Source organism: Mycetocola sp. 2940 (genome assembly GCF_040548835.1).
Classification (GTDB): domain Bacteria; phylum Actinomycetota; class Actinomycetes; order Actinomycetales; family Microbacteriaceae; genus Mycetocola_A.
Genome location: NZ_JBEPSK010000006.1, coordinates 13,528 through 29,312, shown reverse-complemented (window position 1 = coordinate 29,312; position 15,785 = coordinate 13,528). Strand labels below are relative to the sequence as shown.

General features: G+C 65.9%; 18 protein-coding genes. 8 read left to right on the top strand and 10 right to left on the bottom strand.

All coding sequences use genetic code 11. The features are described 5' to 3' along the window. Complete coding sequence (locus tag ABIE24_RS10350) at positions 1–381, top strand: VOC family protein (RefSeq protein ID WP_354499345.1); 381 nt, start codon at positions 1–3, stop codon at positions 379–381. Positions 382–397: 16 nt separating this feature from the next. Here ABIE24_RS10350 and ABIE24_RS10345 read toward each other — a convergent pair whose 3' ends face one another. Then, entirely contained in the window at positions 398–898 is a 501-nt protein-coding gene (locus ABIE24_RS10345; RefSeq protein ID WP_354499344.1) for an HNH endonuclease, read from the bottom strand. A 342-nt stretch (positions 899–1,240) separates the two neighbouring features. Continuing rightward, positions 1,241–1,945, bottom strand: coding sequence for a C40 family peptidase (locus ABIE24_RS10340; protein ID WP_354499342.1), 705 nt, complete (start codon positions 1,943–1,945; stop codon positions 1,241–1,243). Between ABIE24_RS10340 and ABIE24_RS10335 the strand changes: the two genes are divergently transcribed. Continuing rightward, a complete protein-coding gene (locus tag ABIE24_RS10335; protein ID WP_354499341.1) occupies positions 1,944–2,180 on the top strand; it encodes a hypothetical protein in 237 nt (78 codons plus the stop codon). The two genes, ABIE24_RS10340 and ABIE24_RS10335, sit on opposite strands and share 2 nt — an antisense overlap. Positions 2,181–2,423: 243 nt before the next feature. Here the strand turns inward: ABIE24_RS10335 and ABIE24_RS10330 are convergent, their stop codons facing one another. Beyond that, positions 2,424–3,119 carry an iron-dependent transcriptional repressor DtxR gene (locus ABIE24_RS10330; RefSeq protein WP_354499339.1) on the bottom strand — a complete coding sequence of 232 codons (696 nt, stop codon included), beginning with the start codon at positions 3,117–3,119 and terminating at the stop codon, positions 2,424–2,426. A 125-nt stretch (positions 3,120–3,244) separates the two neighbouring features. On the opposite strand from ABIE24_RS10330, the gene serC reads away from it, so the two are divergent. Continuing rightward, positions 3,245–4,357: a phosphoserine transaminase gene (serC, locus tag ABIE24_RS10325; RefSeq protein WP_354499337.1), complete on the top strand. Its 1,113-nt coding sequence runs from the start codon at positions 3,245–3,247 to the stop codon at positions 4,355–4,357. Positions 4,358–4,432: 75 nt separating this feature from the next. Here the strand turns inward: serC and ABIE24_RS10320 are convergent, their stop codons facing one another. Beyond that, a complete protein-coding gene (locus tag ABIE24_RS10320; protein WP_354499335.1) occupies positions 4,433–5,377 on the bottom strand; it encodes a DUF3027 domain-containing protein in 945 nt (314 codons plus the stop codon). A 47-nt stretch (positions 5,378–5,424) separates the two neighbouring features. Next, positions 5,425–5,808 (bottom strand): cold-shock protein, encoded by a 384-nt coding sequence (locus ABIE24_RS10315; protein WP_121672606.1) that lies wholly within the window; start codon positions 5,806–5,808, stop codon positions 5,425–5,427. Between the two features lie 180 nt (positions 5,809–5,988). Between ABIE24_RS10315 and ABIE24_RS10310 the strand changes: the two genes are divergently transcribed. Both ABIE24_RS10310 and ABIE24_RS10305 read left to right on the top strand, forming a co-directional pair. Beyond that, entirely contained in the window at positions 5,989–6,267 is a 279-nt protein-coding gene (locus ABIE24_RS10310) for a multidrug ABC transporter ATPase (RefSeq protein ID WP_354499332.1), read from the top strand. Positions 6,268–6,286: 19 nt separating this feature from the next. Further along, the gene (locus ABIE24_RS10305) at positions 6,287–8,170 is read left to right on the top strand and encodes a helicase-associated domain-containing protein (protein ID WP_354499330.1); all 1,884 of its coding nucleotides are present in this window, start codon (positions 6,287–6,289) and stop codon (positions 8,168–8,170) included. 42 nt (positions 8,171–8,212) lie between these two features. On the opposite strand, the gene ABIE24_RS10300 is transcribed toward ABIE24_RS10305, so the two are convergent. Both ABIE24_RS10300 and folP read right to left on the bottom strand, forming a co-directional pair. Then, entirely contained in the window at positions 8,213–8,965 is a 753-nt protein-coding gene (locus ABIE24_RS10300) for a pyrimidine reductase family protein (RefSeq protein ID WP_354499328.1), read from the bottom strand. Continuing rightward, entirely contained in the window at positions 8,958–9,878 is a 921-nt protein-coding gene (gene folP / locus ABIE24_RS10295) for a dihydropteroate synthase (protein ID WP_354499326.1), read from the bottom strand. Before folP ends, ABIE24_RS10300 begins: the two co-directional genes overlap by 8 nt. Before the next feature lie 112 nt (positions 9,879–9,990). Here folP and ABIE24_RS10290 point away from each other — a divergent pair, with 112 nt between their 5' ends. The 3 genes from ABIE24_RS10290 (at position 9,991) to ABIE24_RS10280 (ending at position 12,865) form a co-directional block, all read left to right on the top strand. Then, entirely contained in the window at positions 9,991–10,680 is a 690-nt protein-coding gene (locus ABIE24_RS10290) for a response regulator transcription factor (protein ID WP_354499325.1), read from the top strand. Between the two features lie 15 nt (positions 10,681–10,695). Further along, positions 10,696–12,408: a sensor histidine kinase gene (locus tag ABIE24_RS10285; RefSeq protein ID WP_354499323.1), complete on the top strand. Its 1,713-nt coding sequence runs from the start codon at positions 10,696–10,698 to the stop codon at positions 12,406–12,408. Positions 12,409–12,574: 166 nt separating this feature from the next. Next, the gene (locus tag ABIE24_RS10280; protein ID WP_354499321.1) at positions 12,575–12,865 is read left to right on the top strand and encodes a WXG100 family type VII secretion target; all 291 of its coding nucleotides are present in this window, start codon (positions 12,575–12,577) and stop codon (positions 12,863–12,865) included. Positions 12,866–12,956: 91 nt separating this feature from the next. Here ABIE24_RS10280 and groL read toward each other — a convergent pair whose 3' ends face one another. From groL to ABIE24_RS10265, 3 genes are all read right to left on the bottom strand, one after another. Continuing rightward, on the bottom strand, positions 12,957–14,576 hold the full coding sequence (groL, locus tag ABIE24_RS10275; RefSeq protein ID WP_354499319.1) for a chaperonin GroEL: 1,620 nt from the start codon (positions 14,574–14,576) through the stop codon (positions 12,957–12,959). A 190-nt stretch (positions 14,577–14,766) separates the two neighbouring features. After that, positions 14,767–14,967, bottom strand: a complete 201-nt coding sequence (locus ABIE24_RS10270; RefSeq protein ID WP_354499317.1) for a cold-shock protein — start codon at positions 14,965–14,967, stop codon at positions 14,767–14,769. Positions 14,968–15,212: 245 nt separating this feature from the next. Beyond that, positions 15,213–15,782, bottom strand: coding sequence for a LytR C-terminal domain-containing protein (locus ABIE24_RS10265; protein ID WP_354499316.1), 570 nt, complete (start codon positions 15,780–15,782; stop codon positions 15,213–15,215). Between the last annotated feature and the right edge of the window lie 3 nt (positions 15,783–15,785).

Below are 15,785 nucleotides of genomic sequence, written 5' to 3'. Positions count from 1 at the left end.
ATGCTCAGGTCATCCGCTTCCTTCACCGTGCTGCCGGCGGCAGACATCAACCGGGCGCGTCAGTTCTATCGCGACAAACTCGGCATGGAGCCAACCCTCGAGCAGGGCGGCATGATCATGTATGGCAGCGCCACAGCCCCCGACTTCCTGATCTATGAGACCCCTCACGCCGGCACCGCGCAAAACACGCAGATCTGCTGGCTGGTCGGAGACATCCGGTCCGCGATGACCGAACTCCGCTCAAGCGGCGTCATCTTCGAGGAGTATGACTCGGAGAACCTCAAGACCGTGGATGGCGTTGCCGAGCTCGACGGCGAGTACAGCGCCTGGTTCCGCGACAGCGAAGGCAACTTCCTCTGCCTGTCGCAGCCGAAAGCCTGAGCGACTCCTCGCTGCCTCAGGCAGCTGCAGGAGTCAGATACTGGTCCCACGATGGCGTCGCGCGTTCCGCGCCGCGCACCGCCCAGGTGGGCCCGTACGGCATGCGCGGTTTCGTGCGCAGCGACCAGCCCATTTCGCCTGGCGTCCGATCGCTCTTTGCGTTGTTGCAGCGCAGGCAGCAGGCGACGAGGTTCTCCCACGAGTCCACTCCCCCGCGGGAACGCGGCAGGATGTGATCGATGGTGGACGCGGCCGTGCCGCAGTAGCCGCATCGGTTCGCGTCGCGGCGCAGCACGCCCCGTCGTGTCACCGGCACACGCCTCGAGTTCGGAATCTTCACGTACCGGCTGAGCACGATAACGGAGGGACGGTCATGCGCACCATCTGTTGCCCATACCGGGTGGCCGGTGTCGATCTCGACGATGGACGCCTTCTGATTCATCACGAGCACCAGGGCTCGGCGGAATGAAACGATGGCAAGGGGCTCGTACCCGGCGTTCAACACCAGTGTGCGCATGTCGGTTCCTCTCAAATCGCCGTGACGGCTTCACGGTCATTCGGTTGTCTCCGACCGAGGGAAGTACAGGATCCGGGCAACAAAAAAGGCGCCGTCTTTACAGACAGCGCCTTTCCACAGCCGACGAGCGGCAGTGACATGAGTAGCCGGCGGGCCCGGTTTCGAGGCAACCGCAAGCATCCGTGGTGTGGATACCGGGTATTCGATCCATGAGCTTCCCGCACTTTCCAAAGGTCAGGGCTTTAATGTAACGCAAAATCGGTGTGCCTCCTTACGAAGGCACACCGATTGCGTGTTGCTGCGGCTGCTGTTAGCTGAATCAACAGCTTCCCGACACCGGAATCAGATGCGGACGATCCACCAGTTGTCTGCGTAGATCGGGCCGATCCGGAGCGGCGTTCCGGGCCGCGAGGCGTGCAGGATCATGTTGTTGCCGGCATAGAAGCCGATGTGCCCGTCGCTGACGACGAGGTCACCCGGCACGGCCTGCGACACGGGGATCCGCGTTCCCATGTTGCCCTGAGCGGTCGACGAGTGCGGCATGTTGACGCCGAACTGTGCGTAGACGTACTTGATGAAGCCTGAGCAGTCGAAACCGGCAGGGGTCGCGCCGCCGTAGACGTACGGGACGCCCTGGTACTTCAGCGCGACCGAGTAGATCTGGGCAAGGCTGGAGCCCGGCTGCGGAGCCGCGGCCAGAAGGTCTTCGGCCGACGGACCGGTGAAGCTCTTCTGGTTGTTTGTGAAGGTCGCACGCTGCGCTGCCGCATCGGCCGCTGCCTTGGCTGCGGCTTCTGCCGCGGCCTGCGCAGCGGCAGCGGCGGCAGCGGCTGCTTTGGCTGCAGCGAGTTCCTCAACGGTTGTCGCGGAATAGCCGTCGCGGGCCACGGCGTTCGCCGTCACGCCGGCGTCGACGGAGAGCGACTGTGCGCCCGATTCCTTCAACGACTGGAGCGAGGAGCCGTTCGCCAGGTCGCCGGTCGCCGGAGTGAACGCGTAGGCGGGGAGCGCCATGGTGGCGAACAGGCCGGGAACGACGAGGGCCATGATCGCCGTCGAGCGCCAGCTACGCCAGGCACCGGGCTTTTTCGGGGTTGTCGTCGATGTGGATGCAGGAGCGGGCGAGGCGGTAACCGGCGCGCTTCGCCGGGCAACCGCATGGCGAAGCGCCGCCTGCTTCGCTGAGGAGTCGGAGCCCAAGGGCTGCAACGATTTTCCGAACGAGTCAGGATTAGTAGGAGTGGCCAAGGTTGAAACCTCCGGCGCCTCGCACAGCCGTTAGGGCAGCTGTCTCGTCCGCAAGAAAAAGTCGGGTTTTCCAGCACAGGGAGACGAGCAAGAGAGGCGCCCTGCACCGGGTCCTGCGATCGACTGGCGACCTTCGGACTTACCCGAGGCTACGGGACCGTTACCAATTTGTCACCTTCAGCAACAGATTAATAACAAATTCGTAACAGGAGGTGACCGAAGGATGCCACGACTCGTCGTCGCGCGGGACCGCTCACGGCCCCTCGATCCGCTCTTATTACGCGTTCTGAACGAAGATGTGCCCGGCGACTTCGTTCGGCAGTTCGAGACCGTCGCCGAAGCCTTCAACCCGAACCAGAACATAAGACCCGACGGCGGAGAACAAGGCGATGTTGCCGGGCATCACGCCAGCGTTCTTGAGCTGCAGAAGCAATTCGGGATCGACCTGGGCCGGCTCTCCCAGTCGGCGGATTGTCGCCGTCACAGGACCGGAGTTGCCGCGGACCAGTTCGACGATGTTGGTGACGCCGTGGGAGAAGGTGCCTGCCGGAGTGTCACCCAGCTCGTCGAGACCCGGGATCGGGTTGCCGTACGGCGACTCGGTGGGGTGGTCGAGCATGGCAAGGAGCTTTCGCTCGACCTGCTCGCTCATCACATGTTCCCAGCGGCACGCTTCTTCGTGAACGAACTCCCACTCCAGCCCGATCACGTCACTGAGCAGCCGTTCGGCAAGGCGGTGCTTCCGCATCACATGCACGGCCTTGCGTCTTCCGGTCACGGTCAGCTCAAGGTGGCGATCACCGGAAACGACGACCAGACCGTCCCGTTCCATCCGACCGACCGTCTGTGACACCGTCGGACCCGAGTGCCCGAGCCGCTCGGAGATGCGCGCCCGCAGGGGCACGATGTTCTCTTCTTCCAGCTCAAGGATCGTACGAAGGTACATCTCGGTGGTGTCAATCAGGTCTGTCATTGACGTCTCCCCAGGTTTCAGCGCAGTTGTGACCAGCCTACCGGTCAGTCCCGAGGGGTTCGGCCGCGCCGCCCAGCCGTCGTCTCAGGCCGCTGGCGGCATGCCGAAGCTTCTACAATGAGCGGATGCCAGAGATTTCCCTCCCCCCAGAACTCCTGCCCGCTGACGGTCGCTTCGGATGCGGTCCTTCCAAAGTCCGGGCGGAGCAGGTGGACGCCATCGTACGCGCCGGCACCTCCCTGCTCGGCACGTCACACCGGCAGGCGCCGGTCAAGAACCTCGTCGGCAGCGTGCGCTCCGGATTCGAGACACTGTTCTCTCTCCCGGAGGGCTACGAAGTGATCCTCGGCAACGGCGGATCGACAGCCTTCTGGGATGCTGCCGCCTTCGGCCTGATCGAACGCCGCAGCGAGAACCTCACCTTCGGTGAGTTCGGCCAGAAGTTCGCCAAGGCGGCAGCAGCACCGTGGCTCGAAGCGCCCCTCGTTCTCGACGCCCCCGGAGGTTCGCGCAGCGAGGTGCAGGTCACCGAAGGCGTCGACGTCTACGCCTGGCCGCACAACGAGACGTCGACAGGCGTGATGGCGCCGGTGCGCCGGGTCGCCGGCGACGAAGGCGCCCTCACGGTGATCGACGCGACGAGCGCAGCGGGCGGCATCTCCATCGACGCGACCGAGACGGATGTCTACTACTTCGCACCGCAGAAGAACTTTGCATCAGATGGCGGACTGTGGTTCGCACTGTTCTCACCTGCCGCTCTCGAGCGCGTGGAGCGCGTCGCGGCATCCGGTCGGTACATTCCGGAATTCCTGAGCCTCAAGAATGCCGTCGACAATTCCCGGCTGAACCAGACGCTGAACACGCCCGCCCTGGCGACCCTGGTCATGCTCGACAACCAGCTCGAGTGGATGAACGGCAACGGCGGACTGGACTGGGCATCGGCGCGCACGAGCGAGTCGTCGTCTCACCTGTACGAGTGGGCCGAGAAGACGTCGTACACGACTCCGTTCGTGTCGAACCCGGACCACCGCTCCCAGGTCGTGGTCACCATCGACTTCGACGACGCCATCGACGCTGCCGCCATCGCGAAGGTGCTTCGAGCCAACGGCATCGTCGACACCGAGCCGTACCGCAAGCTCGGCAGGAACCAGTTGCGCATCGCGACGTTCACAGCGATCGAGCCTGAAGATGTGCGCCAACTCACCCGCAGCATCGAGTACGTCGTCGACGCGCTCTGACCCGTAGGTCAGCGAAAGGGCACCCTCCGCGGAGGGTGCCTTTTCGTTGCAAGCGGCGCTCAGGGGCTGCGCGGTTCAGTAGCTTCGTTCGGGCCCATCGTCGTCGGAGTCCTCGTCGTCGGCGTCGTCGTCGTCGGAGTCGTCGTCGGAGTCGTCGTTGGAGTCATCTTCGTCGGCGTCCTCGTCTTCCGACTCGTCGTCGTCTTCGTCTTCGTCGTCTTCCTCGTCGTCGTCTTCTTCTTCGTCTTCTTCTTCGTCCGACTCGTCGTCGGACGCGTCTTCGTCGATCTCGTCGACGTCGACACCGTCGACGTCGCCGGCGTGGAGGATGCTGAAAACATCGTCTTCATCGTCGTCGTCGCTGTCATCGAGGACGGCGGCAGCTTCAGCAAGCGCGCGGGCTTCGTTCTCCGCGACTTCCTGGCCCGCCTGGTAGTCGGCGAGGCGCTCGGACCAGGGCACCCATTCCGGGGCGAGCAGAGCGTTCTCACCCGGCATCAGCTCCGTTTCGAGAACGCTCGGGGTTTCGTCGTCGCCGACGCGTGAGAGCGTGACCGTCCAGCGCCATCCGGGGTAACCGCGGAGTTTGCTGTCGAAAAACAGCGAAAGCACGTGATCCTCTTCCGCGACATGGCCGACGGGTTCGCCGATGGTGTCGGCCGGCGTGACCTCGAGCAACGCGGCGCGAGCCACGTCGACCGAGGCCAGCAAAACCTGGTCGGCCACAGGAGCTGGCCGCTCAGCGACCGGTTCGTCGAGGGTGGGCTGAATCTCGGCGCCCTGTTCCGACAAAACGGCCGAGTCCACGGCCGGGTCGACGGCCGCATCCGCAGGCAGCGACAGCGTGAAGGGATCGGCGGCGGCATCGCTGCGGGTTCCGGCCTCGTGGGCCGGCTCGGTCGCGAGGCCGGGTGTTGACGCAGCATCCTGTTCGGGCGCCACGGCAGCCTCCGGCGCGATTGCGTCGGAAGTCGGTGGAGCCTCCGTCGGTTCGATGGTGGAGTTCTCAGTGGTTGTCATCGGAGTGCTCCTCTGGAAGAGACGGCGGGCCCAGCCTGGCGCGGCGATCACGCGTCCAGTTCGTCGGCCACACGGCGCAACAACAGTGCGACCTTGCGGCTGTGGGCGTTGTCGGGGTAGCGGCCCCTGCGGAGATCTCCTCCGAGGCCGTCGAGGAGCTTCACGAGATCCTCGACGATGATGGCCATGTCGTCGGCGGGTTTGCGCTTCATCTTCACCAGGCTCGGCGGGGCGTCAAGCACCCGTACCGAAAGCGCCTGGACGCCGCGTTTGCCGTCGGCGATGCCGAACTCGAGGCGGGTGCCCGCCTTGACCGAGGTCACGCCTGCAGGCAGGGCGGAGGCGTGCAGGAAGACTTCCTGGCCGTCGTCGCTCGAGATGAAGCCGAAGCCCTTCTCGTCGTCGTAGAACTTAACCTTGCCGGTGGGCATGGACGAACCTCGCTGGTAACTGGACACGCCGGCCCGAGGCCGGCGTGCGGTGCTGTCGCCGTGGCAGGAGCCACGAACGAACGGGACGTTCCCCGCCCTTCAAGCTTAGAGCGTCAGCGGATTGAGCGGCACCTTCCCCGACGTTCGGCAGAAAGGCCCTATGCCGATACCCTGAGAACTGTGACCGATCCTCAAAAGCACAATGCCAGCCGCTTCGAACGGATCCTTGCCTTCATGCTCCTCGCGCTCGTCGCGTTGTCCGTCGGGTCGTTCATCGCGATCATGGTCGGGACCATGCAGGGCATGGGGTCCGAGAACTTCGCCTCCGGCCTCTGGCCCGTGATCGTGATGATCCCGTACGTCGGCCTCCCCCTGTCGATCGTGCTCCTCATCGTCCTCATGATCTCCAGCGCGGTGCGACGGGCGCGGGAGTCCCGCCGAGACCAGCCGGAGCGCTGACCGGGGAACCGGCTGCCTGATGACCGACATCCTCACCCTTGCCGCGAACCTCCGGGCGCTGACCGACGCCGCTCTCGAGGAACTCCTCAACGAGCGTCGCGTGGCTCCGGCCGCCCGCGCCCAGGATTTTTTCGACCTGGCCGAACTCCTGCTCGACCCGTCGAACATCCGAGGCGCGCTTCAGCGGCTCGACCGTCCCACCCTCAGCGTCCTCGCCGCAGCGACCGCAGAACCACTGGGCTCGGCAGAGCTGGCCGATCGGCTCTCGTCATTCGGCGCTCCCGGCGTGGATGTCGACGACGTGGACCGGCGGGCGGCTGTCGCGGCGAACCGTGCCCTCCTGACGCGTCTCGACGGGGGTTATGCCACGATCGACGCCGTCGATGCTGTCCTGGCCACCTGGCCGACGACAGGTGTGCCGATCGCGGTGCAGCTGGCATCCGCACCTGCCCCGGCCCTGCCCCCTGCGGCATCCGACGAATCCGCTGCCCTGACCGACCTCAGTGCGGCGGAGCACGCGTTCCAGACCACCTTGGCGAGCGCCGAGCTGCTCACTGAGCTTCTCGCCACGCCGGCTCGCGAACTGGGAAAGGGCGGACCGGCGCTGCCGGAACGCAAACGGCTGGCGATGGCCATGCACGTCAACTCGGCGACCATCGACGCCTACCTCGACCTCACGGTGCGCGCCGGCCTCGTCAGCCACGCCCCCGGCCTGTGGCTCACCTCCCCGGCCGGGGAGGACTGGCTGGTCCTTCAGGCCGCGGAACGCTGGCGGGTCCTCGCCGCCGCGTGGCTCGATGCGCTCCCTCAGCAGGTGCGCACGGTGCTGAGCGGGCGCACCCGCTCCACCTGGGGCTCGGCGCTCCACGATTACGCTCAGTGGCTGTACCCGGCGGGCGGCGACTGGATCCGAGGCCAGGTCGCCCGCGTCACCGACCAGGCGACCATGCTCGGGATCACCAGCGGCCCCACCCCGAACACACAGGTGCCGAGTACGGCCGGGCGGATTCTTCTCGAAACGGATGCAGCGACAGCGGCGACGGCGATGGCCGCCCACTTCCCCGCCCACGTCAGCAAGGTGTACCTGCAGCACGACCTCACTGTCATCGCGCCCGGTCCCCTCGAGCCTGAACTCGACCTCCGGCTGCGGTCGTTCGCCGACCTCGAGGGACGCGCCCAGGCGTTCAGCTACCGGCTGTCGGCGGAGAGCGTCAATCGGGCCCTGTCCGCAGGCGAGACGGCGGCAGGGATGCTGGACTTCCTCTCCTCGCTCTCGCTGACGGGCATCCCGCAACCCGTCGACTACCTCATCTCGCAGGCGGCATCCCGGTTCGGCGTGATTCGGGTCGGCGCGATTCGGGACGGGCATCCGGATGCCGCCTCCTCAGACTCGAAAAGCTACGTCCGTTCCGATGACAGCGCCATGCTGGGGCTTCTCGACGTCGACCAGGCACTCAACTCGCTCGGGCTTCGCCGGTCGGCGTCGAACAGGCTGGTCAGCCGATTCGACTTCGAGGTCGTGTTCTGGGCGATCAGCGACGCTCGCTACCCGGTCGCCGCCGAGACGGCATCCGGGGAGCTGATCAGCCTGCGTCGCCGTCGCGTCGCTCCGCCGGTCGATTCTCCGCCGCCCCTCCCCGACCACGGCACGCTGATCAGCCGGCTCCGCCAGGTCGAGGCCGACACGTCCGGCAGCACGGACCTGGCCTGGATCACACGCCAGCTCGACGCCGCCATCCGCGCGAAACAGACGGTCACCGTCACCGTCGAGGTGCCACGTTCCGGGCCCATCGACTTCACCCTCGAGCCGACCGGGGTGTCCGGTGGCAGGCTCAGGGGCAGAGACAAGAAAGCCGACATCGAGCGGACCCTTCCGCTGTCGAGCATCATCGCGCTGAAGTAACCTCCCGCGTGGGCACGCCGGAACGCCGCACGCACTCGCTGCCTAGCTTCGGTCGCGCACGTAACGCAACAGCAGTGTCGCCTCCGAGCTGAGCACGTGAGCGAGCGCCATCGGGCGCTGGATGCCGGTCGGCTGCCCGCCGACGATCCTGCCGGCACCGGGTCCTTCCAGGACGGGGCTGATCGTGAGGCAGACCTCGTCGACAGCATCCGCCCTGAGGAAATCGGCGAAGAGGTGAGGCCCGCCCTCGGAGTGCACCTGGGCGAGTCCGCGGTCGGCGAGGAGCGACCGCATCCGCCCGGGATCGACGTGGTCGTCGCCGGCAATGAGCACATCCGCGACACCCGCGAGTGCCTTTCGCCGCTCCTCGGGCGCGGATCCGACGGTGACGACGATCGGACGCACCGGGGCGTCGGCGAACAGCGGATGAAAGGGGTCGAGGTTCAGCCTCGCTGACACGATCGCGAAGACCGGATGGGCGGGCAACCCGTGCGCCTGGCGCCAACGGACGGCCGCATCATCCAGGCGCATCGGTCCGTACCCTTCGGCCCGCACGGTGCCCGCGCCCACGAGAACCACGTCGCATAACCGCCTAAGCAGATCGAAGACCCGCTTGTCGGCCGGGGTGCCCAGGCCGCCGGACAGGCCGTCGTGGGTCCCGGCGCCGTCGACGCTCGAAACGAAATTCACTCGCAGCCACCCGACCGTGCGGTCGTCGACGGCGTAGAGGTCGGTGATCTCGTCATCGCTGAGAGAAGCCCCGGTTCCCAGGAGCGAAACGCCGGGTTCAGTCATTGGATTCCCCCATGTTGTGGCGCAGGTACGCGGGCTGCCTCAGCCCGAGGATGGCCTCCGTCATCCGCGCGGCTTCGACCGCCGGTGCGACGTTGTGCATCCGGAGAATCCGTGCGCCGTTCACGATGGCGACGACGGCGGCGGCCAGTGACCCGTACACGCGGTCGCCGCGTCCACGGTCGAGCGTCTCACCGATGAAATCCTTGTTCGACACCGCGGCGAGCGCCGGATAGCCAAGGCCGGCGATCTCGCCGAACCGTCGCGTCAGTTCCAGAGAGTGGAGCGTGTTCTTGTTCAGGTCATGCCCCGGGTCGAGAAGGATCCGGTCGGCCGGTATCCCGGCATCGATCGCAGCGTCGGCGCGTCCGGTGAGAAACGCAGCCACCTCAGCGACAACGTCTGCATATTGCGGACGGGCGAAGGCTGTGCGCGGCCTGGCGAGGCTGTGGGTGATCACGACGCCGGCGGCACTGTCGGCGATCACGTCGATCATGCGAGGGTTCCGGAGCCCGGTGGTGTCGTTGATCAGGTCGGCTCCGGCATCGATGCTCGCACGGGCGACCTGCGGCTGGAAGGTGTCCACTGAGAGGACGACGTCGGAGGCCGCGCGCACCGCCGCGAGCACCGGAACGACCCGGTCGATCTCGGACTGGACCGAGATCTCAGGCCCCGGGGCGAACGGCGCTCCCCCGATGTCGACCATGTCCGCGCCGTCGGCCACGGCGGCGAGCGCTGCGGCGACGGCCGCGTCAAAGCCGAACGTGCTGCCGCGGTCGTAGAACGAATCCGGTGTCCTGTTGACGATGGCCATCACCGCGACCTGCCGGGAGAAGTCGAACGTGCGGGCTCCGATCGTCCGCACCCCGGCGAGCGCCGGCATCCCGTGCTCGCCCTCGGGTCCTGGGTTCGTCATGAGTCCATCGTGCCGTACGCACATCCCGCGGCGCACCTCGCGGCATCCCAGGGTGCCCGACCACACCGGTATCATTCAGGAATAACCCAGCCAACACGCAGATACTGGTGGGATGACTGGACCACGCATCCTCATCGTCGATGACGAACCGAACATCCGCGACCTCCTCACCACAAGTCTCCGCTTCGCCGGTTTCGCCGTGCGCGCCGTCGGAAACGGCGCCCAGGCCATTTCAGCCGTCCTTGAAGAAGAGCCTGACCTCATCATTCTCGACGTCATGCTGCCCGACATGAACGGTTTCGGCGTGACCAAACGACTGCGCTCCGCCGGCTACACCGCGCCCATTCTGTTCCTCACCGCCAAGGACGACACCGAGGACAAGATCATGGGGCTGACCGTCGGAGGCGACGACTACGTCACGAAACCGTTCAGCCTCGACGAAATCGTGGCCCGCATCAAGGCAATCCTCAGACGCACAATGCATGCTGATGAGGATGCCGTCATCCGCACAGGCGAACTCACCATGGATCAGGACACCCATGAGGTTCTCGTCGGTGAGACGCCCATTGAGTTGAGCCCGACCGAGTTCAAGCTTCTGCGTTACCTCATGCTCAACCCCAACCGGGTGCTGAGCAAGGCGCAGATTCTCGACCATGTCTGGGAGTACGACTTCAATGGCGACGCCGGCATCGTCGAGAGCTACATTTCCTACCTGCGCCGCAAGCTGGACCAGTTCTCGACTGAACCGCTCATCCAGACCAAGCGCGGATTCGGCTACATGCTGAAGACGGCGAAGGCGTAGACCGAATACAGGTACATGCACGATCCAGTAGCCGAGTGGTGGAACGCGATTTCACTGCGCACGAAGATCACCGGCGTCACCGTGCTGGTCCTCACCTTCGGCCTGCTCATCGCGGGCGTCGGCACCGTCGTGATGCTGCGCCCGGCGCTCGTCGACAAGGTCGACACCGACCTGATCTCCGCGGCGCAGTCACCGGTGCCTCCCGGCTTCCTCGACCTGGATGACGCCGAGGCCGACAACGCCGGCGACATGGTCAAGGACGCGATGTCGTCGGACTACTTCACCGCAATCTATGACGCCGACGGTCGCTTGCGCGCGGCCACCTGGCAGGATCGGCCCGAGAACACGCTGCCTGACATCAGCCGGACGTTCGAGCTGTCTGAGGCCGTCAAACACGACGGCGTCTTCGAGTTGCGGAGCCTGGACCGGAAGACGTCGTACCACGCCGTCGTGGTTCCGTACCAGTGGGATCACCAGGGCAACATCGGTGTCGTCCTCGTCGCCATCTCGATGCGCGAGACCGAAACGATCATCGCGACCTACCTGACCATCTTCTTCGGGCTGGGCCTCGGCGTCATCATCATCGGCGCCCTGCTCACCCGGCTCCTCGTCACCAGCACGTTCCATCCGCTGCGCGAGGTCGAGCACACCGCCGCGGCGATCGCCGACGGCGACTTCAGCCAGCGACTTGCGGTGGCAACGCCGAACACCGAAGTCGGCCGGCTCAACCGGTCGCTCAACACCATGCTCGCCCGCATCGACCAGGCCTTCGCCGACCGTGCCCGGACGATCGAGCAGATGCGCCGCTTCGTCGGTGACGCCAGCCATGAGTTGCGAACGCCGCTGGTGACCGTGCGCGGTTACGCCGAGCTCTATCGGATGGGCGCGCTCCAGAACGACGAAGACCTGGCCCAGGCGATGTCGCGAATCGAGAAGGAGGCCATACGGATGGGCGGCCTCGTCGAAGACCTGCTGGAACTGGCGCGACTCGACGAGACCCGGCCGATGGTGCACACCCCTGTCGACCTCTCCCCCATCGCCCGCGACGCGGCGCTGGACGCCAACGCGTCGTCACCCCGCCGCACGGTGACCGTTGTCGTCGACAGGCCGCCCGCCTCCGAGGCGACGCCGACTCCCGCTCGGGCCGAGCCTGCCGCTCCCCCGGCCCCGATCACCCGCATGCCGCGGCCGGAAGAGGAATCCACCCCCACCCGGCCTATCGCGTTCGCCGGCGCCACCCTGGCCCGGCTCCGGCAGCGGCGTCCCCGCAAAACAGCCGAAACGGATGTCGGCGTGACGATCGAGTCAAGGCTCACGGTCTCGACGCAGCCCACTCCTGAAGTCCCCGCCATCGTGCTCGGCGAGGAGAACAAACTGCGCCAGGTGGTGACCAACCTGGTCGGCAACGCATTGCGGTTCACCCCGGAGGACAGCCCCCTCGAGATCGGGGTGTCAGCCAACCCGTTCACCCGCACCGCGACGATCGCGGTCATCGACCACGGCGACGGCGTCCCGCCACAGATCCGCGAGAAGATCTTCCAGCGCTTCTGGCGTGCCGACAGCTCTCGCACCCGCGAGACGGGAGGTTCCGGTCTCGGGCTCTCGATCGTGTCGTCCATCGTCGCCGCACACGACGGCACCGTGTCTGTGACAGAGACGCCGGGCGGCGGGGCCACCTTCCGGGTGCAGTTCCCACTCGCGGAGCCTGCTGCCGCCCCTGCCGGCTGACGATACCGACCTCCTCTCGCTGCACGCGAGTGAGACCCTCCCCAGCGGGAGTAACGGCGCCGCTTCTCCACCGGTTTCCGGCCCGATCGGAACCCAGCCGCGACCACGCCTACCGTCGAAGAGACGGATGCCGCATCGACGCATCCACATCCAGAGGAGGACGGGCATGACCAGGTACCAGGTGGACAGCGACATCGTGATGGGGACGACGGCATCCGTCCGTTCCCGCATCGAGACGATCCAGGCTGAGGTGGATGCCATGATGCAGCAGCTGACCCAGCTCCAGTCGACGTGGACCGGTGAGGCCTCGAACGCCTTCCAGGGCGTCGTGACCGACTGGCGGGGTACCCAGCGCCGGGTGGAGGACAGCGCGGTTCACATCAATACGGCGCTGGCGAGGGCAGGAACCCAGTACCAGGAGATCGAGCGGTCGAACGCCGCCCTGTTCCGGACGTGATCCGGGTCCCGACCCAATGTGGACCCGGCTGGAGGAACGACAGCGGGGCGCCTCCCGAAGGAGACGCCCCGCTGGTCGTGCGAAGACGGACTTAGAAGTCCATGCCACCGGTCGGGTCGCCGGCCGGAGCCGAGTTCTTCTCCGGCTTGTCGGCGACGACGGCCTCGGTGGTGAGGAACAGTCCCGCGATCGACGATGCGTTGAGGAGCGCTGAACGGGTGACCTTCACCGGGTCGTTGATGCCGGCGGCCAGCATGTCGACGTACTCGCCGGTCGCGGCGTTGAGGCCGTGTCCGACGGGCAGGTTGCGGACCTTGTCGGCCACAACGCCCGGCTCGAGGCCGGCGTTGAGGGCGATCTGCTTGAGCGGAGCGTCGATAGCGACCTTGACGATGTTCGCCCCGGTTGCCTCGTCGCCCGTCAGGTTCAGCTTCTCGAACGCGGTCTTGCCTGCCTGGATCAGCGCAACGCCACCACCGGCGACGATGCCCTCTTCAACGGCAGCCTTCGCGTTGCGGACGGCGTCCTCGATGCGGTGCTTGCGCTCCTTGAGCTCGACCTCGGTCGCGGCTCCGGCCTTGATGACTGCAACGCCACCGGCCAGCTTGGCCAGGCGCTCCTGCAGCTTCTCGCGGTCGTAGTCGCTGTCGGTGTTCTCGATCTCCTTGCGGATCTGGGCGACGCGGCCCGCGATCTGCTCGACGTCGCCGGCACCCTCGACGATGGTGGTCTCGTCCTTGGTGATGACGACCTTGCGTGCACGGCCGAGAAGGTCAAGGGTGACGTTCTCGAGCTTGAGGCCGACCTCTTCCGAGATGACCTGTCCACCGGTGAGGATCGCGATGTCCTGCAGCTGGGCCTTGCGGCGGTCGCCGAAGCCGGGAGCCTTGACGGCGACCGACTTGAAGATCCCGCGGATCTTGTTCACGACCAGGGTCGCGAGGGCTTCGCCGTCGACATCCTCGGCGATGATGAGGAGCTGCTTGCCCGACTGGATGACCTGGTCAACGATCGGGAGCAGGTCCTTGATGTTGGAGATCTTGGAGTTCGCGATGAGGACGTAGGGGTCCTCGAACACGGCTTCCTGGCGGTCGGGGTCGGTGACGAAGTACGCCGACAGGAATCCCTTGTCGAAGCGCATTCCCTCGGTCAGCTCGAGCTCGGTGCCGAACGTGTTCGACTCCTCGACGGTGACGACGCCTTCCTTGCCGACCTTGTCGATGGCTTCGGCGATGATCGCGCCGATTTCGGTGTCACCGGCCGAGATGGAGGCGGTTGCCGCGATCTCTTCCTTGGTCTCGACCTCTTTCGCGTTGGCGATGAGCTCTTCGATGACGGCAGCAGTTGCCTTCTCGATGCCCCGCTTGAGCGAGATCGGGTCGGCGCCGGCAGCGACGTTGCGCAGGCCTTCGCGAACGAGTGCCTGGGCCAGGACGGTTGCGGTGGTGGTTCCGTCGCCTGCGACGTCGTCGGTCTTCTTGGCGACCTCCTTGACGAGCTCCGCACCGATCTTCTCGTACGGGTCGTCGAGCTCGATCTCCTTGGCGATGGACACACCATCGTTGGTGATCGTGGGGGCGCCCCACTTCTTCTCAAGGACAACGTTGCGACCGCGGGGGCCGAGCGTTACCTTGACGGTGTCGGCCAGAATGTTCAGACCGCGTTCGAGGCCGCGGCGGGCTTCCTCGTCAAAAGCAATGATTTTTGCCATGTGGTTTTTCGTCCCTCCCGGACGTGATGAACGTAGTTAGCACTCTACGAATGCGAGTGCTAACACGATTCTGGCACTCTCCACCTGTGAGTGCAAGCTCGCCGGGGTGAGGGTGGGCCCTGCCGGGGCCCGGCAACGCAGCAACGCCGCCCACGCATGGTGGACGGCGTCGCGGCGGTTGACGCTGAGATCAGACGGGACGCACGGCCTCCGCCTGCGGTCCCTTCGCACCCGTGCCGATCTCGAAGCTCACGTGCTGGCCTTCTTCGAGCGACCGGTATCCGCTCGATTCGATGGCGGAGTAGTGGACGAACACGTCCTGCCCATCGCCATCGACGGTGATGAAACCGTAGCCCTTTTCAGCGTTGAACCATTTCACGGTTCCGTTCATCCTGTGTTACTCCCATTGCTGTGTTCATTCCGTGCAGGCAGGCGCCAGCCCGGGTCTGCCGCACCGAGGCCCGGCGATCGTGCCGACCGCTGCCGCCTGCGGCTGGGGTGGTACACGACGATGACCAGTTCCAGATACTAGCGAGGCGAACTCGTGCGCCAACAGGGGTTTGGCGCGGGAAGTTCGGATATTTTCACCGTCTCAACATCGTCGAAACGCGACGGAAACAGCGGGCGAGCGAAATGCTACTGGGCGGCGTAGTCGGCGCCAAGCACGACGGTGAGTTGCAGGACCGGGTCCTCGCCCTCGCCGGCGGGAATCTGGAACTGCGTCGACATCTGGATGCTTCCCAGCCCGAGCGCTTCGGCCAGCCCACGGGCAGCGCCCTCCTGGGAAGGATCCTCGTAATACACCGTCGTCGTTTCGACATCGGAGGCCGACGCGTTGCCCGGGGTGATGCTCTGCGTCCACCCTGCTGCGTTAAGGTCTTCGATGGCTTCGGTGGCGAGCCCCTTCGTCGCGGTGCCGTTGAGAACAGTGACCATGGAGTCCGGGTCGATCGTGGCGACGGCCGCCGGGGTCTCGGCGGGGACGGATTCGGTTGCGGACGGCGTCGAACTGTCGACGAAGTCGACACGGTCGCCGAGCAGGGTCAACCCCAGGATCCCTACGGCGACGAGGACAATCGTGGCAACGGCCGCCCAGAGAAACACGAACCACCCGCGGCCTGGCTTCACCGGTGCCCGGTGCGCACCGACGCGCTTCAGATCTGCGGGAACCTCGTCGAACCTGTCCTTGGCGAAGTGGTGTGCCATATC

Excerpts from the sequence above, each read along its gene's own strand:
- ABIE24_RS10350 (WP_354499345.1), top strand. The coding sequence starts at position 1 with ATGCTCAGGTCATCCGCTTCCTTCACCGTGCTGCCGGCGGCAGACATC.
- ABIE24_RS10345 (WP_354499344.1), bottom strand. The coding sequence starts at position 898 with ATGCGCACACTGGTGTTGAACGCCGGGTACGAGCCCCTTGCCATCGTT.
- ABIE24_RS10335 (WP_354499341.1), top strand. The coding sequence starts at position 1,944 with ATGATCGCCGTCGAGCGCCAGCTACGCCAGGCACCGGGCTTTTTCGGG.
- ABIE24_RS10340 (WP_354499342.1), bottom strand. The coding sequence starts at position 1,945 with ATGGCCCTCGTCGTTCCCGGCCTGTTCGCCACCATGGCGCTCCCCGCC.
- ABIE24_RS10330 (WP_354499339.1), bottom strand. The coding sequence starts at position 3,119 with ATGACAGACCTGATTGACACCACCGAGATGTACCTTCGTACGATCCTT.
- serC (WP_354499337.1), top strand. The coding sequence starts at position 3,245 with ATGCCAGAGATTTCCCTCCCCCCAGAACTCCTGCCCGCTGACGGTCGC.
- ABIE24_RS10320 (WP_354499335.1), bottom strand. The coding sequence starts at position 5,377 with ATGACAACCACTGAGAACTCCACCATCGAACCGACGGAGGCTCCACCG.
- ABIE24_RS10315 (WP_121672606.1), bottom strand. The coding sequence starts at position 5,808 with ATGCCCACCGGCAAGGTTAAGTTCTACGACGACGAGAAGGGCTTCGGC.
- ABIE24_RS10305 (WP_354499330.1), top strand. The coding sequence starts at position 6,287 with ATGACCGACATCCTCACCCTTGCCGCGAACCTCCGGGCGCTGACCGAC.
- ABIE24_RS10300 (WP_354499328.1), bottom strand. The coding sequence starts at position 8,965 with ATGACTGAACCCGGCGTTTCGCTCCTGGGAACCGGGGCTTCTCTCAGC.
- folP (WP_354499326.1), bottom strand. The coding sequence starts at position 9,878 with ATGACGAACCCAGGACCCGAGGGCGAGCACGGGATGCCGGCGCTCGCC.
- ABIE24_RS10290 (WP_354499325.1), top strand. The coding sequence starts at position 9,991 with ATGACTGGACCACGCATCCTCATCGTCGATGACGAACCGAACATCCGC.
- ABIE24_RS10285 (WP_354499323.1), top strand. The coding sequence starts at position 10,696 with ATGCACGATCCAGTAGCCGAGTGGTGGAACGCGATTTCACTGCGCACG.
- ABIE24_RS10280 (WP_354499321.1), top strand. The coding sequence starts at position 12,575 with ATGACCAGGTACCAGGTGGACAGCGACATCGTGATGGGGACGACGGCA.
- groL (WP_354499319.1), bottom strand. The coding sequence starts at position 14,576 with ATGGCAAAAATCATTGCTTTTGACGAGGAAGCCCGCCGCGGCCTCGAA.
- ABIE24_RS10270 (WP_354499317.1), bottom strand. The coding sequence starts at position 14,967 with ATGAACGGAACCGTGAAATGGTTCAACGCTGAAAAGGGCTACGGTTTC.
- ABIE24_RS10265 (WP_354499316.1), bottom strand. The coding sequence starts at position 15,782 with ATGGCACACCACTTCGCCAAGGACAGGTTCGACGAGGTTCCCGCAGAT.